Source organism: Rhizobium tibeticum (assembly GCF_900110205.1).
GTDB classification, from domain to species: Bacteria; Pseudomonadota; Alphaproteobacteria; order Rhizobiales; family Rhizobiaceae; genus Rhizobium; species Rhizobium tibeticum.
The window spans coordinates 80,764-93,291 of record NZ_FOCV01000011.1 but is presented as its reverse complement, the minus strand read 5'-3'; the positions used below and the strand labels follow the sequence as shown (position 1 = coordinate 93,291).

Genomic DNA, 12,528 nt, shown 5'->3' with positions numbered 1-12,528 from the left:
ACCGATGTGCGACTTCTGCTCCATAAGCCGAGATGATGGCGAAGACGAAGGTGGCGCCGCCGCGCCGCGCCAGCGAACAGCCCTCTACTCCCGTAACTATTCCGGCCCGTTTCGCAAGACACCCGGCCGATTGCTCGGTATGGGTTTTATCCGCCTTTATCAGTTGACACTCTCCGGCTTTGTCGGCAATTCCTGCCGGCACATCCCGACCTGCTCGGAATATGGCTACGAGGCGGTCGCGCGGCATGGGCTGTGGAGCGGCGGATGGATGACATTGTTTCGCGTCGCACGCTGCGGGCCGGGAGGCACGAGCGGGCTCGACCCGGTCCCCGGCCAGCTCGGTGAGCGCTTGCACTGGTGGACGCCCTGGCGCTATTTCGCGCTTGGGCGCAAGCGGGCTGAGAGATGACGGCGGGCGCATTTCATGTATTTCGCCGTTGTCATGAAGTCGCCGATGCCTTGGCCAGGCGTGTCGATGCGACTGCATTCGAACGCGTCCTTGCAAACCTTCCCGACAAAGCAGCGGAGTTCTGGAAGGCATGATCTACGTTGCGCTGCTGCACAGTATCGTGCTTGCCCCCGGCCGCCGGGTCGTGATGTCTGACCTTCGAGACATGGCAACCGACGTCGGTTACAGAAATCCAAGAACGCTGGTCTCAACCGGCAACATGGTTTTTGAGGCAGACGTAACACAACTCTGCGATATCGAGGCAAGGCTGGAAGCAGCGTTCAATGCACGCTACGGCAAGCCGGTCGATATCATTGTGCGCAGCGGTGTCGACTGGTTGAAGCTTGCGGGCTCGAATCCGTTTCCGGACGGCGAGGGCAGCCAACTCATCGTACGGGTGATGCGAAGACCACTCGCCCCTACGGCCATCGAGACGCTTCGACCTTATGCCAATCCGAAGCAGCGCCTCGCGATCACAGATGGCGACCTCTGGATCGATTTTGCCGGCAAACCAAGCGAATGGAAGTTGCTTTCAGCACTGACGACCAAGCGTATGGGCGTCGGTACGCTGCGAAACTGGAACACGGTTCGCGGCCTTGCCGAAATGATCGGCTGAGCTGCCTTCTTCTTTACTCAAGCAGCAAATCTCGGTATCAGGCGGCGGCGCATTCGTGCGGACGAAGCGCTTCATTGCAACCACCCGCATTCGTTGGCGGGACTGGACAAGGAGAATTCTAGATGTCCCAATCCATTTCCCTGACATTTCCCGATGGTTCCGTGCGTAACTACGATGTTGGCGCAACCGGTAAGGATGTCGCAGAATCCATTTCCAAGTCGCTTGCCAAGAAGGCAGTCGCGATCGCGATCGACGGTCAGGTGCATGACCTTGACGATCCGGTGACGGCAGGCACGATCGAAATCATCACCCGCGCCGATGGCCGCGCGCTGGAGCTGATCCGGCATGACGCAGCCCATGTCATGGCAGAAGCGGTGCAGGAGCTTTGGCCCGGCACGCAGGTAACGATCGGCCCGGTCATCGAGAACGGTTTCTACTACGACTTCGCAAAGAACGAGCCCTTCACACCGGACGATCTGCCAAAGATCGAAAAGAAGATGAAGGAAATTATCGCTCGCAACGCGCCGTTCACCAAGGAAGTCTGGTCGCGAGAAAAGGCCAAGGAAGTCTTTGCCGCGAAGGGCGAAAGCTACAAGGTCGAGCTCGTCGATGCGATTCCCAAAGGCCAGGATCTGAAGATCTATTATCAGGGCGACTGGTTCGACCTGTGCCGCGGGCCGCACATGACGTCTACCGGCCAGATCGGCACGGCGTTCAAGCTGATGAAAGTGGCCGGCGCGTACTGGCGTGGTGACAGCAACAATCCAATGCTGACCCGCATCTACGGCACGGCATTCGCCGAGCAGGCAGATCTCGACAATTACCTCCACGTGCTTGCCGAGGCCGAGAAGCGCGACCATCGTCGGCTCGGCCGCGAGATGGATCTCTTCCACTTCCAGGAGGAAGGTCCAGGCGTCGTCTTCTGGCACGGCAAGGGATGGCGGATGTTCCAGACGCTTGTCGCCTATATGCGCCGCCGCCTCGCTGAAGACTACCAGGAGGTCAACGCGCCGCAAGTGCTTGATAAGTCGCTTTGGGAAACGTCCGGCCACTGGGGCTGGTACCGCGACAACATGTTCAAGGTGACCGTTGCCGGCGACGATACGGATGACGACCGCGTCTTCGCGCTGAAGCCGATGAACTGCCCCGGTCACGTGCAGATCTTCAAGCACGGTCTGAAGTCTTATCGTGAACTACCAATTCGCCTTGCGGAATTTGGCACCGTCCACCGCTACGAGCCGTCAGGCGCACTGCATGGCCTGATGCGCGTGCGCGGCTTCACGCAGGACGATGCGCACATCTTCTGCACGGACGAGCAGATGGCAGCCGAGTGCCTGAAGATCAACGATCTGATCCTTTCGGTCTACAAAGACTTCGGCTTCGATGAGATCACGATCAAGCTTTCAACGCGCCCGGAAAAGCGCGTCGGCTCGGACGACCTGTGGGATCGCGCCGAAAGCGTGATGACCGAGGTGCTGGAGACAATCCAGCAGCAGTCGAACAACATCAAGACCGGCATTCTGCCGGGCGAGGGCGCGTTCTACGGTCCGAAGTTCGAATATACGCTGAAGGACGCCATCGGCCGCGAATGGCAGTGCGGCACGACGCAGGTCGACTTCAACTTGCCGGAACGCTTCGGTGCCTTCTACATCGACAGCAACTCGGAAAAGACGCAACCGGTGATGATCCATCGCGCCATCTGCGGCTCGATGGAGCGCTTCCTCGGCATCCTGATCGAGAACTTCGCAGGACACCTGCCGCTGTGGGTATCGCCGCAGCAAGTCGTGGTTGCGACGATCACCTCCGAGGCCGATGGTTATGGCGCCGAAGTTGCGGCAGCACTGCGCGACGCCGGCCTGACGGTCGAGACAGACTTCCGTAACGAGAAGATCAATTACAAGATCCGCGAACATTCCGTTACGAAAGTTCCCGTCATCATCGTATGCGGCAAAAAGGAAGCGGAAGAGCGCACGGTCAATATCCGCCGTCTCGGGAGCCAGGAGCAGACCGCGATGTCGCTTGACGAGGCGATCGCAAGCCTCGGGCTCGAAGCCACGCCGCCGGATATCCGTCGCAAGGCGGAAGCCAAGAAGGCAAAGGCGGCCTGAGCCACCAACCAGACCACAATACAAAACCGCCCGGTCTCTGGACAGACCGGGCGGCTTTCTTTGTCCGCAACACGTTGAAGCAGATTAGTCCGCGTCGTCGCCGGTGCCGCTCTGCAGTTGATCATAAGAGGGCAATGGCGCCTGCGTCGGGGACGAAGTGTCACCCGCCGGCGGTTGTTGATCCGGCTGAACCTGCACCGTTTTTGCCGCCTCAGTCGGCGCTTCGGGCTGTACGTCCTTCATCAGGACTTCGACATCGGTGTTCTTGCCGGCCTCCACCTTGAAATCACGCTGGTAGATTTTGTCCTTGTTTCGGGCAACCGCTGAATATTCGCCTTCGGCAAGCACCATGGTCGGGAAGGCGCTGACACTCTCGCCGACACTGTCGCCAGCGGCCGTCAGGATCGACCAGGCGGTATCGGCAATCGCTTCTCCACCGGCGTCGGACACGAGTTTGAAGGTGATCTGCGCGGCTTTGTGCTGGATCGTTGCTTCTGTGAGCTTGCCCGCTTCCACCTGGATGTCGGCGCGGATCGAAGCGTTTGTGTCGCCGTATTCGGAGACAATGTGGTACGTCCCCGCATTCAGACGAACCACGGTATTGGGGGGCACATCAGCCATGACAAGACCGCGCTCCCCGTCTTCGCGCACCTCGGCGGAGTAGATCGAGAAGCTAAGCTGATCCGGCCGGATGCGGACGTCCGAGCCCGATACGGCGTTCAACAGCAATCCGCCGGCCTCCAGCACCATCGTCTGCTTGTCAACCTTACCCTCTTCGGGAACCGTCAGTTTGCGGGTAACACCGGCGCGACCGAAGGAAACGTTGACGAAATAGTCTCCGGGCGCAAGCTGGAAGTCCGCAGAGCCGCCCTGCGACGATGCAATCAGCGGGAGCTTGCCATCGGAGCCCGTCATGGGGCTGAACACATACCAGGAAAGGCCGTCCTGGACCGCATCGCCATTGGCCGTCAGCTTTGCCTCAAGGGCGACCTCGTGCAGCTTCGAGCCCTGCGGCGCCGTACCCGGCGCAATGAAGGCGTTCAGCTTCGGCATCTTCGCCGTCGTGTCCATCTGCCTGAAGGTCTGGAAGGCCTCCTGCGCCTGACTGCCCAAAGGCAGCAGGGCAGTGAAAGCGAAGGCCAGGCTTATGCGTGCATATGGCGAAATGCCAACCATGTGTCGTACGAACCAATTGACATCTGAAATCACAGAGGCCACTTCAAGACCAACGCGATGGCAAATTCAAGACCCATCCCAAATGCTGTCATGAAAATGGAAGTCTCTCCCGCATGAAATCCGATATCAAGCTGATCGACTATCTCGGCGTGCGCCGTTCTATTCCTGCGTTCCAGATGTCAGAGCCGGGGCCCGATAAGGCCGAGATCGAAGAGATTTTGCGCCTGGCCTCGCGCGTGCCTGATCACGGCAAGCTCGCGCCATGGCGCTTCATCGTCTATCGCGGCGGCGAGCGTGCCCGGATCAGCGAGGAGCTTCTGAAGCTCGCAGTCGAGGCCAAGCCAGACCTTTCCGACGAAATGATACAGGTGGAGCGGACGCGTTTGACCCGCGCTCCTGTCGTCGTTGCCGTGGTCAGCAAGTCCGGCCCGCATATGAAGATTCCCGAGTGGGAGCAGTTGATGTCTGCCGGCGCAGTCTGCCTCAACATCATCTTTGCCGCCAACGCCCACGGATGGGTCGCCAACTGGCTGACGGAATGGTTCGCCTACGACGAGCGGGCCTACGAGCTGCTCGGCGTCAAGCCGGGCGAAAGGATCGCCGGCTTCATTCACATGGGGTCGACGACGTTTCCTGCCGTCGAGCGCCCGCGTCCGGAGTTGACCGAGACGGTTACCTGGTTTGGCGGAGAGGACTGATGTTCTATACCACCGATACGAACCGGCACGGTCTGGCGCATGATCCCTTCAAGGCGATCGTCGCGCCGCGCCCGATCGGCTGGATCGGCAGCAAGGGAAGGGACGGCTCGATCAATCTCGCGCCGTACTCCTTCTTCAATGCGATTTCCGACCGCCCGAAACTCGTGATGTTTTCTTCCGCCGGCCGCAAGCACAGTCAGAGGAATGCAGTCGAGACGGGCGAGTTCACCTGCAACTTCGTGAGCCGGAACCTGGTCGAGAAGATGAATACCTCATCGGCTGCCGTCGACTACGGTGTCGACGAGTTTGCGCTTGCCGGCCTGACTGCGAGGAAAGGCGAGCTTGTCGATGCGCCCTATGTCGCCGAAGCCTTTGCCGTGCTCGAATGCAAGGTAACGGAAACCCTTGTGCCGATGTCACTCAGCGGCGAGGATTGCGAGAACATCATGGTCTTCGGCCAGGTCATCGGCATCCGCATCGACGAAACGATCATTCGCGATGGACGCCTCGATATGGCGATCGCCAGGCCGGTCGCGCGCATGGGTTACATGGACTACAGCGAAGACAGCAACGTGTTCGAAATGTTCCGACCGCAGGTTTGAGGCTCCCGGGCCAAGCCTTTAATAAACATGGTGAACCAATCATAAACTTTTTGCGCATACCGTAGTCCCACTGATTGGAATGCGAGAGAATCGCATTCGGGCATGGGGCACACGGGTGATCGTAGAAGCATTTCTTCGTTGGGCGGAAACCGCCAAGGCCGGAGACAGGGCCCGCGCGGCCAATGCCCTGGGCAGAGCCTATCTGCAGTCCGAGATGGCTGCAGCAGAACGCGCAGCCGCCGAGATGGCCCTGACTTTCCTGCTCGACGACCCATCCCCCAAAGTAAGGCTGGCGCTTGCCGAAGCAATCTCGTGGTCGCCGAAGGCGCCGCGAGCCATTATTCTCTCGCTCGCAGCGGACCAGCCGGAGATTGCGTGCCACGCCGTCACATGCTCGCCCTTGCTGTCGGATGCCGACCTGGTGGATCTGGCGACCAGCGGCAGCGACGTTACGCGAATACTGATTGCAGCGCGTGGCACGATCTCACGGTCGGTTTCTGCCGCGCTTGCAGAAATCGGCGAAGACGAGACCGTCCTGTGCCTTCTCGAAAACGACGGGGCGGTGATCGCACCTTATTCGCTCAAGAGAATTGCCGAGCGTCTCGGCCACCATTGCGAAATCCGCAATCTATTGCTGGCTCGTTGGGACCTGCCGGCACACGCACGCCAGTTGTTGACGCAGCATGTCAGGGTCGCTCTCGTCAATCTGCCATTGGCGCAGGCGACGATCGATCCGAACCGATTGCATCGGATCAGCCGGGAAGCCAACGAAGCCGCCGTCGTCTCGATTGCAGGCGACCTCACGCCGCACGAGATTTCAGACCTTGTCGAACATTTGCGGGTAAGCGGCCACCTGACGCCGTCCTTCCTGATGCATGCCCTCTGTTCGGGCAAGGTGGACTTCTTTGCGGCTGCAATTGTCAACCTTACGGGTTGTGATGAGCGACGCGTTCGCTCCATCCTCGCGACTGGGCGCATGCACGCAGTGCGCGCCCTCTACGAATCGGCCGGCCTTGCCCGCGACATCAGCGTGATCTTCGTCGAAGCAACGCTGCTGTGGCGGGAGGCATCGAAAAACCTTGCCGCCACCATGCTCGGCGACGTCTGCGACAAGCTGCTTGCGAAGTTCCGTCGGCATGGAACGCGCGGTGCTGCCCAAGAACTCCTCGAGACGGTCGAAAGGCTGCACATTGCGGAGCAGCGGCAGCATGCGCGCGCGTACGCGCAGGTAACGTCTCTCGCCGCAGCCTAGGGGCCAAGCCGCTTCGCGACCCAGGAATAGCTTCCCGAGACGAAATGGACGGGCGAAACCAGCACTGTTTTCATATCGCTGCCGGATGGTAAATGGGCACGTACCTGGCCCGCCACCCGGTCAGCGAGAACTGACAAACGCCCTTGCGTTTCAGCTGGTGCGGGCAGTTTTGGCGTGTTTTCTACGACGGCCTTTGGTGCGTCCGGGGGCGTAGCAGGCTTCGGTGGCTCACAAACGGCAATGACTGTCGGGTAGCTTACATTCGTAAAGTGCTTCAGTTGCCTTTCCGAGTCGGCGTCGCACATTGCAACGCTCTGCCACTGTTTCTCGACCGTGGCGATGTAGTTGCATTGTGTAACCGAGTCGTTGCACCCTAAGATGGTCATTGCAACCAATACCGCTTGCATAATATCGCCTTGTGAATATTGAAACTCTGCCTCTTAGAGACTGTAATTCCAACAGAATGAAGGCGCTCCAGCGTTAGCTTTTCGTCGTGGGGAGCGCGCCCAAGACAGGAAAATCCCGTGTCCATTACGATTGCTCTAGAACCACCGCGCCAAGAAGGCGTGCTCCGATTGCTCGACATGTCCGATACCTACGCGCAGTCGCTCTATCCGCCGGAGAGCAACCACCTCGTCGAGGTCTCGACGTTGGAAAAGCCGACCGTCAACTTCTTTGTCGCGCGCAACGACAGTGCGATCGTCGGCTGCTGCGCGCTGGTCGAGGTTGGCGACGGAACGGCGGAGATCAAACGCATGTTCGTTGACCCGGCCGCGCGCGGCTTGAAGGTGGCAAGCAAGCTGATGAACGCGCTCGAAGCGGCCGCCGCTGAAAAGAAGCTGCGGGCCGTTCGGCTCGAAACCGGCATCTACCAGCCGGAGGCAATCGCTCTCTACCGCAAATACGGCTACGTCGAAATAGAACCGTTCGGTGGCTACCTGCCGGACCCGCTCAGTCTGTTCATGGAAAAGCGGCTCTCCTGATCACTCAGCCGCGCGAGATCCCGGAGGGGTCTGTTCGTCGATCATGACTTGTGGTCCTGTTTCCGCATCGCGAACCTCGTGCATCCACTCGCGCCAGATCGCGACGATGAGGGCCATCAGGACCGGCCCGATGAAGAGGCCGAGGAAGCCCATGGTCTTCACGCCGCCCACGAGGCCGAAGAACGTGGGCAGGAATGGCAGTTTAATCGGACCGCCGACGAGCTTCGGCCGCAACGTCTTGTCGACAATGAACAGCTCGACCGTTCCCCAAACAAAAAGACCGACGCCGGCAATGTGCGAGCCACTAGCCAGCAAATAGACGGACACCAGCGTAAAGGAGAGCGGCGCGCCGCCCGGTATCAAGGCCATGATGCCGGTGAGAACGCCGAGCGTCACGGGCGAGGGGACACCGGCGATCCAATAGGCGACGCCGAGCACGATGCCTTCGCCGATCGCGATCAACGTCATGCCCATGACAGTCGAGCTGATGGTTGCCGGTACGACCCGCGAAATCCGCTCCCAGCGGTTCGGGAGAATACGCTCGCCGAGCATGTCGATCTGCCGCGAGAAAGCGGAACCATCGCGGTAAACGAAGAACAGCGCAATCAGCATGAAGAGCAGCGTCAGCAATAGGTGGAAGGCGCCGCCGCCTGCTGCCAGAATCGCCCGATAGATATTGCCGATGTTGGCGCCGCTGACAGCCTGGATCACCTCACCCATGGAGCCGGGGCTGCCAATATATTTGGTCCACAACTCGTCGAGATAGGGGCCGGCAAAGGGCAGGGCGATGATCCACTGCGGTGTCGGCGCACCCGACCTGTTTGCATGGACTGCCCAGGCCACCCACTCTCGCACTTCGCCTGTCGTATAGGTGACAGCGAAGACGATCGGCAAGACCAGGAACGTGACGATCAGCACAATGGCGACGGTGGCAGCGATCGTGGTGTTTCCACCGACCCGCTCGAGCAGGCGGCGATAAAGCGGCCAGCTTGCAAAACCGATGACAAGCGCCGCAAGCACCGGGACGGCAAAGCCATAGAAGAAGTAGACGCCAGCCGCGACAACAAGGACCAGCAGCCAGCGCGCCGCAGAGATCGAGGGAATTAATGGCGTGCGGGCAGGACCCGAAGGGCCGAGCCATCGCGACTCTCGCTGGATATTGCTGTTCGGAAGGCTCACGTCGCTCTTTTCCCCCTATTTTGACTATGGATATGGGCCATGTATCTCTCGGGCGCAAGCACAATGACCGGTTAATGCTGCCAACAGGTGCATCCGAAATCCGCAGCGATTACACTACGCTCCTTAACCCCATTCTCCGCAATCAATATGACAGAATCCTGCAACAATGTAGCCAAAATCCGCTCGATCGGTTACTTTGGATCCATGGATTCAAATGTGATCACGGCGGCGCTTCGGCGCGAAATTGAAGGCGGCAACCTGCTGCCGGGCACAGTACTGAAGCAGGAGCTTCTGGCGGAGCGATTTGGTGTGAGCCGCCAGCCGGTGCGCCAAGCCCTTGATCGGCTGCTGGCCTCGGGCCTGCTCGACCGGCGGCCAGACCGAAGCCTTGCTGTGGCCGGTTTGACGGAAGAGCAGGCACGTGAGCTCGCCGAGATCCGCGCAGCGTTGGAGAAGATGGCGCTGCGAGGATCGCTGCCGATCCTCGGCGATAGCGACCTGCGTAAGGCGCACCGTCTCAACGAAGATCTGGTTGAAGAGGAGAACCCTGCTATCCTGGAAGAGCTGGATGTCGCTTTTCATCGAACGCTCTATGGGCGATGCGGCAATGCCCGCCTTCTTTTCATGATCGATGAACTGCGCCGTGAATCGCGCCGCGCCTATCTGAAACAACCGAAGGGCTCCGATGAGCGCGTCAGCCTCCACGCCGAGCATCGCGCCATTATCGAAGCCTGCGCACGTCGCGACGAAGCCGCTGCGCTGCAGGCCTTGTCCGCCCATTTGCAGATGACAACAGCGCGCCTGACGCGCGAAGGAGAATGACAGGATGACGACGTTTTCCGCAGAGGTCGCGTGGGAGCGGGGCGCGGCAAGTTTTATCGACGGACGCTACAGCCGCGGACATAGATGGAACTTCGATGGCGGTGCTTCCGTTGCTGCCTCCGCTTCGCCGCATAATGTGCCGTTGCCCTACGCGCTTGCTGAAAATGTGGATCCGGAAGAGGCGTACGTTGCGGCGCTGTCCAGCTGCCACATGCTGTTCTACCTCTGGCTTGCTTCAAAAAAACGCATCATGATCGACAGCTATGTCGATGCAGCGACCGGCCTGATGGAAACCGTGGATGGCAAGACAATGGTTGGCCGCGTAGAACTTCGTCCGCGGGTCATCTATGCCGGCGACAGGCCGAACCGCGAGATCGAACAGAGACTACATCACGAGGCGCATGAACTGTGCTTCCTCGCCAACTCCGTGAAGACGGAAATTACAGTGCACCTCGACTAACCGTTTCAGATATCGAGGTTTTCCGCAAAGGCAGCACGATCCTGAATGAACCGGAAGCGAGCTTCCGGCTTCGTTCCCATCAGGTCGTCGACCGCCGTGCGCGTGCCCTCGAAATCCACCTCGTCAATGACCACGCGCAACAGCGTGCGCTTGCTTGGGTCCATGGTGGTTTCCTTGAGCTGCGCCGGCAGCATTTCGCCGAGACCTTTGAATCGGCTGATTTCGACTTTGGCCTTGCCCTTGAACTCGGTCTCCATCAGCTCGGCCCGGTGCGCGTCATCGCGGGCGTAGGCCGACTTCGCGCCCTGGGTGATCTTGTAAAGCGGCGGCACGGCAAGGAAGAGGTGACCGCCACGGACCAGCTCGGGCATCTCCTGATAAAAGAACGTGATCAGCAACGACGCAATGTGAGCGCCGTCGACGTCGGCGTCGGTCATCACGATGATGCGTTCGTAGCGAAGGTCTTCCTCGCGATACTTCGAGCGTGTGCCGCAGCCGAGCGCCTGGACGAGATCAGCGAGCTGCTGGTTGGCGCCAAGCTTCTCGCGACCGGCGCTTGCGACGTTGAGGATCTTGCCGCGCAGTGGGAGGATGGCCTGGTTGGCGCGGTTACGCGCCTGCTTGGCGGAGCCGCCGGCCGAGTCACCTTCGACGATGAAGAGTTCGGCACCCTGGGCGGTGTTCTGTGCGCAATCGGCGAGCTTGCCGGGCAGACGCAGCTTGCGCACGGCCGTCTTGCGGTTGACTTCCTTTTCCTTGCGACGGCGCAGGCGCTCTTCCGCGCGCTCTATGACCCAGTCGAGCAGCTTGGCTGCTTCGTTCGGATTGTCGGCAAGATAGTGGTCGAACGGGTCGCGAAGTGCGTTTTCAACGATGCGCTGGGCTTCGACGGTCGCAAGCTTGTCCTTCGTCTGGCCGACGAATTCAGGCTCGCGAATGAAGACCGACAGCATGCCGACTGCGGAGATCATCACGTCATCGGTGGTGATCTGGGCGGCGCGCTTGTTCTGCGTCAGATCAGCGTAATTCTTCAGGCCCTTAGTCAGCGCGATGCGCAGGCCTGCCTCGTGTGTACCGCCTTCGGGTGTCGGGATGGTATTGCAGTAGGAATGAACCTGAGGATCGCCGCCATACCAGGTGATTGCCCACTCCAGCGAACCGTGACCACTGGTCTTCTCCGTCTTGCCTGCGAAGATCTCGCGGGTGACGGTGAATTCCTTGCCCATCGTCGCCTGCAGGTAATCCTTCAGACCGCCGGGGAAGTGGAAGACCGCCTTGTCAGGTATCTCGGAGCCTTGCGGCAGCACACCTTCCTCGCAGCTCCAGCGGATTTCCACGCCGCCAAAGAGGTAAGCCTTGGAGCGCGCCATACGGAACACGCGCCCCGCATCGAACTTTGCGTGCTCGCCAAAAATCTGCGGATCGGGGTGAAAGCGGACACGTGTGCCACGACGATTATGGACGTCGCCGAGTTCCTCCAGTTCGCCTTGCGGCAAACCTCGGGAGAAGCGCTGGCGATACAGCTTCCGATTACGCGCAACCTCGACTTCCAGCACGTCGGAAAGCGCGTTGACGACAGAAACGCCAACGCCGTGGAGGCCACCGGATGTCTCGTATGCCTTGCCGTCGAACTTGCCGCCGGCGTGTAGCTTGGTCATGATGACTTCGAGCGTCGACTTGCCTGGAACCTGCGGATGGTTTTCGACGGGTATCCCGCGTCCGTTGTCGCTGACCGTCAGATAGCCCTCGCGGTCGAGATAGACCTCGATGAAGTTGGCGTGGCCGGCGACCGCTTCGTCCATCGAGTTGTCGATGACCTCGGCGAACAGGTGGTGCAGCGCCTTTTCGTCGGTGCCGCCGATATACATGCCCGGACGCATGCGAACGGGCTCGAGTCCCTCGAGAACGCGGATCGAGGACGCGCCGTAGTCGTCCGATGTCGAGCTCACGGGCGCCTGACGCGAGACCGGAGCAGCGGCCTCGGCGGGCGCAGCCTTTGGCGGCTCGGCAGGCTTTGGAGCCTCCTCCTGCTTCGGTGTCAGGGGCAGTCCAGAAAAGAGGTCGTTGCTATCGTCCATGGGGCCGTTCAGATCTTCATCCTGTCGGGGGCAGGCGGCCTACGCCAAGCCTGACCCAAAATCACCGCATTTGATGTCACGTTTGCGAATCAGGCAGATTCTGCCA

At 60.1% G+C, this 12,528-nt stretch carries 13 protein-coding genes; 9 read left to right on the top strand and 4 right to left on the bottom strand.

Annotation, left to right across the window (positions count from 1 at the left end; translation table 11 throughout):
- Positions 1-4: 4 nt before the first annotated feature.
- From yidD to thrS, 3 genes are all read left to right on the top strand, one after another.
- Positions 5-409: a membrane protein insertion efficiency factor YidD gene (gene yidD / locus BSG20_RS14100; protein WP_072376257.1), complete on the top strand. Its 405-nt coding sequence runs from the start codon at positions 5-7 to the stop codon at positions 407-409.
- 130 nt (positions 410-539) lie between these two features.
- Complete coding sequence (locus tag BSG20_RS14095; RefSeq protein ID WP_072376259.1) at positions 540-1,064, top strand: DUF1697 domain-containing protein; 525 nt, start codon at positions 540-542, stop codon at positions 1,062-1,064.
- 122 nt (positions 1,065-1,186) lie between these two features.
- A complete protein-coding gene (gene thrS / locus BSG20_RS14090; RefSeq protein ID WP_072376261.1) occupies positions 1,187-3,172 on the top strand; it encodes a threonine--tRNA ligase in 1,986 nt (661 codons plus the stop codon).
- 84 nt (positions 3,173-3,256) lie between these two features.
- Here the strand turns inward: thrS and BSG20_RS14085 are convergent, their stop codons facing one another.
- Positions 3,257-4,348 carry a hypothetical protein gene (locus BSG20_RS14085; protein WP_072376263.1) on the bottom strand — a complete coding sequence of 364 codons (1,092 nt, stop codon included), beginning with the start codon at positions 4,346-4,348 and terminating at the stop codon, positions 3,257-3,259.
- A 113-nt stretch (positions 4,349-4,461) separates the two neighbouring features.
- Between BSG20_RS14085 and BSG20_RS14080 the strand changes: the two genes are divergently transcribed.
- The 3 genes from BSG20_RS14080 to BSG20_RS14070 all read left to right on the top strand — a co-directional run bounded on the left by BSG20_RS14080 (position 4,462) and on the right by BSG20_RS14070 (position 6,900).
- Entirely contained in the window at positions 4,462-5,046 is a 585-nt protein-coding gene (locus BSG20_RS14080) for a nitroreductase family protein (RefSeq protein WP_072376264.1), read from the top strand.
- Complete coding sequence (locus BSG20_RS14075; protein WP_072376266.1) at positions 5,046-5,648, top strand: flavin reductase family protein; 603 nt, start codon at positions 5,046-5,048, stop codon at positions 5,646-5,648. The genes BSG20_RS14080 and BSG20_RS14075 overlap by 1 nt, the downstream gene beginning before the upstream one ends.
- Positions 5,649-5,727: 79 nt before the next feature.
- A complete protein-coding gene (locus BSG20_RS14070; RefSeq protein ID WP_177309841.1) occupies positions 5,728-6,900 on the top strand; it encodes a DUF2336 domain-containing protein in 1,173 nt (390 codons plus the stop codon).
- Here BSG20_RS14070 and BSG20_RS14065 read toward each other — a convergent pair.
- Positions 6,897-7,307 (bottom strand): hypothetical protein, encoded by a 411-nt coding sequence (locus BSG20_RS14065; protein WP_072376270.1) that lies wholly within the window; start codon positions 7,305-7,307, stop codon positions 6,897-6,899. The genes BSG20_RS14070 and BSG20_RS14065 overlap by 4 nt on opposite strands.
- A gap of 117 nt (positions 7,308-7,424) precedes the next feature.
- On the opposite strand from BSG20_RS14065, the gene BSG20_RS14060 reads away from it, so the two are divergent.
- Positions 7,425-7,883, top strand: a complete 459-nt coding sequence (locus BSG20_RS14060) for a GNAT family N-acetyltransferase (protein ID WP_072376272.1) — start codon at positions 7,425-7,427, stop codon at positions 7,881-7,883.
- Here BSG20_RS14060 and BSG20_RS14055 read toward each other — a convergent pair whose 3' ends face one another.
- Positions 7,884-9,062, bottom strand: coding sequence for an AI-2E family transporter (locus BSG20_RS14055; RefSeq protein ID WP_072376274.1), 1,179 nt, complete (start codon positions 9,060-9,062; stop codon positions 7,884-7,886).
- 204 nt (positions 9,063-9,266) lie between these two features.
- Between BSG20_RS14055 and BSG20_RS14050 the strand changes: the two genes are divergently transcribed.
- Together BSG20_RS14050 and BSG20_RS14045 are read left to right on the top strand one after the other, a co-directional pair.
- Positions 9,267-9,884, top strand: a complete 618-nt coding sequence (locus BSG20_RS14050; protein WP_072376408.1) for a GntR family transcriptional regulator — start codon at positions 9,267-9,269, stop codon at positions 9,882-9,884.
- Between the two features lie 4 nt (positions 9,885-9,888).
- A complete protein-coding gene (locus BSG20_RS14045; protein ID WP_072376276.1) occupies positions 9,889-10,344 on the top strand; it encodes an OsmC family protein in 456 nt (151 codons plus the stop codon).
- Between the two features lie 5 nt (positions 10,345-10,349).
- Here BSG20_RS14045 and parE read toward each other — a convergent pair whose 3' ends face one another.
- Positions 10,350-12,422 (bottom strand): DNA topoisomerase IV subunit B, encoded by a 2,073-nt coding sequence (gene parE, locus BSG20_RS14040; RefSeq protein WP_072376278.1) that lies wholly within the window; start codon positions 12,420-12,422, stop codon positions 10,350-10,352.
- Positions 12,423-12,528 lie beyond the last annotated feature (106 nt).

Bases quoted from the DNA above. Each gene is read 5' to 3' on its own strand.
- BSG20_RS14085 (WP_072376263.1), bottom strand. From the start codon at position 4,348: ATGGTTGGCATTTCGCCATATGCACGCATAAGCCTGGCCTTCGCTTTC.
- BSG20_RS14050 (WP_072376408.1), top strand. From the start codon at position 9,267: ATGGATTCAAATGTGATCACGGCGGCGCTTCGGCGCGAAATTGAAGGC.
- thrS (WP_072376261.1), top strand. From the start codon at position 1,187: ATGTCCCAATCCATTTCCCTGACATTTCCCGATGGTTCCGTGCGTAAC.
- BSG20_RS14080 (WP_072376264.1), top strand. From the start codon at position 4,462: ATGAAATCCGATATCAAGCTGATCGACTATCTCGGCGTGCGCCGTTCT.
- BSG20_RS14075 (WP_072376266.1), top strand. From the start codon at position 5,046: ATGTTCTATACCACCGATACGAACCGGCACGGTCTGGCGCATGATCCC.
- parE (WP_072376278.1), bottom strand. From the start codon at position 12,422: ATGGACGATAGCAACGACCTCTTTTCTGGACTGCCCCTGACACCGAAG.
- BSG20_RS14070 (WP_177309841.1), top strand. From the start codon at position 5,728: ATGCGAGAGAATCGCATTCGGGCATGGGGCACACGGGTGATCGTAGAA.
- yidD (WP_072376257.1), top strand. From the start codon at position 5: ATGTGCGACTTCTGCTCCATAAGCCGAGATGATGGCGAAGACGAAGGT.
- BSG20_RS14065 (WP_072376270.1), bottom strand. From the start codon at position 7,307: ATGCAAGCGGTATTGGTTGCAATGACCATCTTAGGGTGCAACGACTCG.
- BSG20_RS14045 (WP_072376276.1), top strand. From the start codon at position 9,889: ATGACGACGTTTTCCGCAGAGGTCGCGTGGGAGCGGGGCGCGGCAAGT.
- BSG20_RS14095 (WP_072376259.1), top strand. From the start codon at position 540: ATGATCTACGTTGCGCTGCTGCACAGTATCGTGCTTGCCCCCGGCCGC.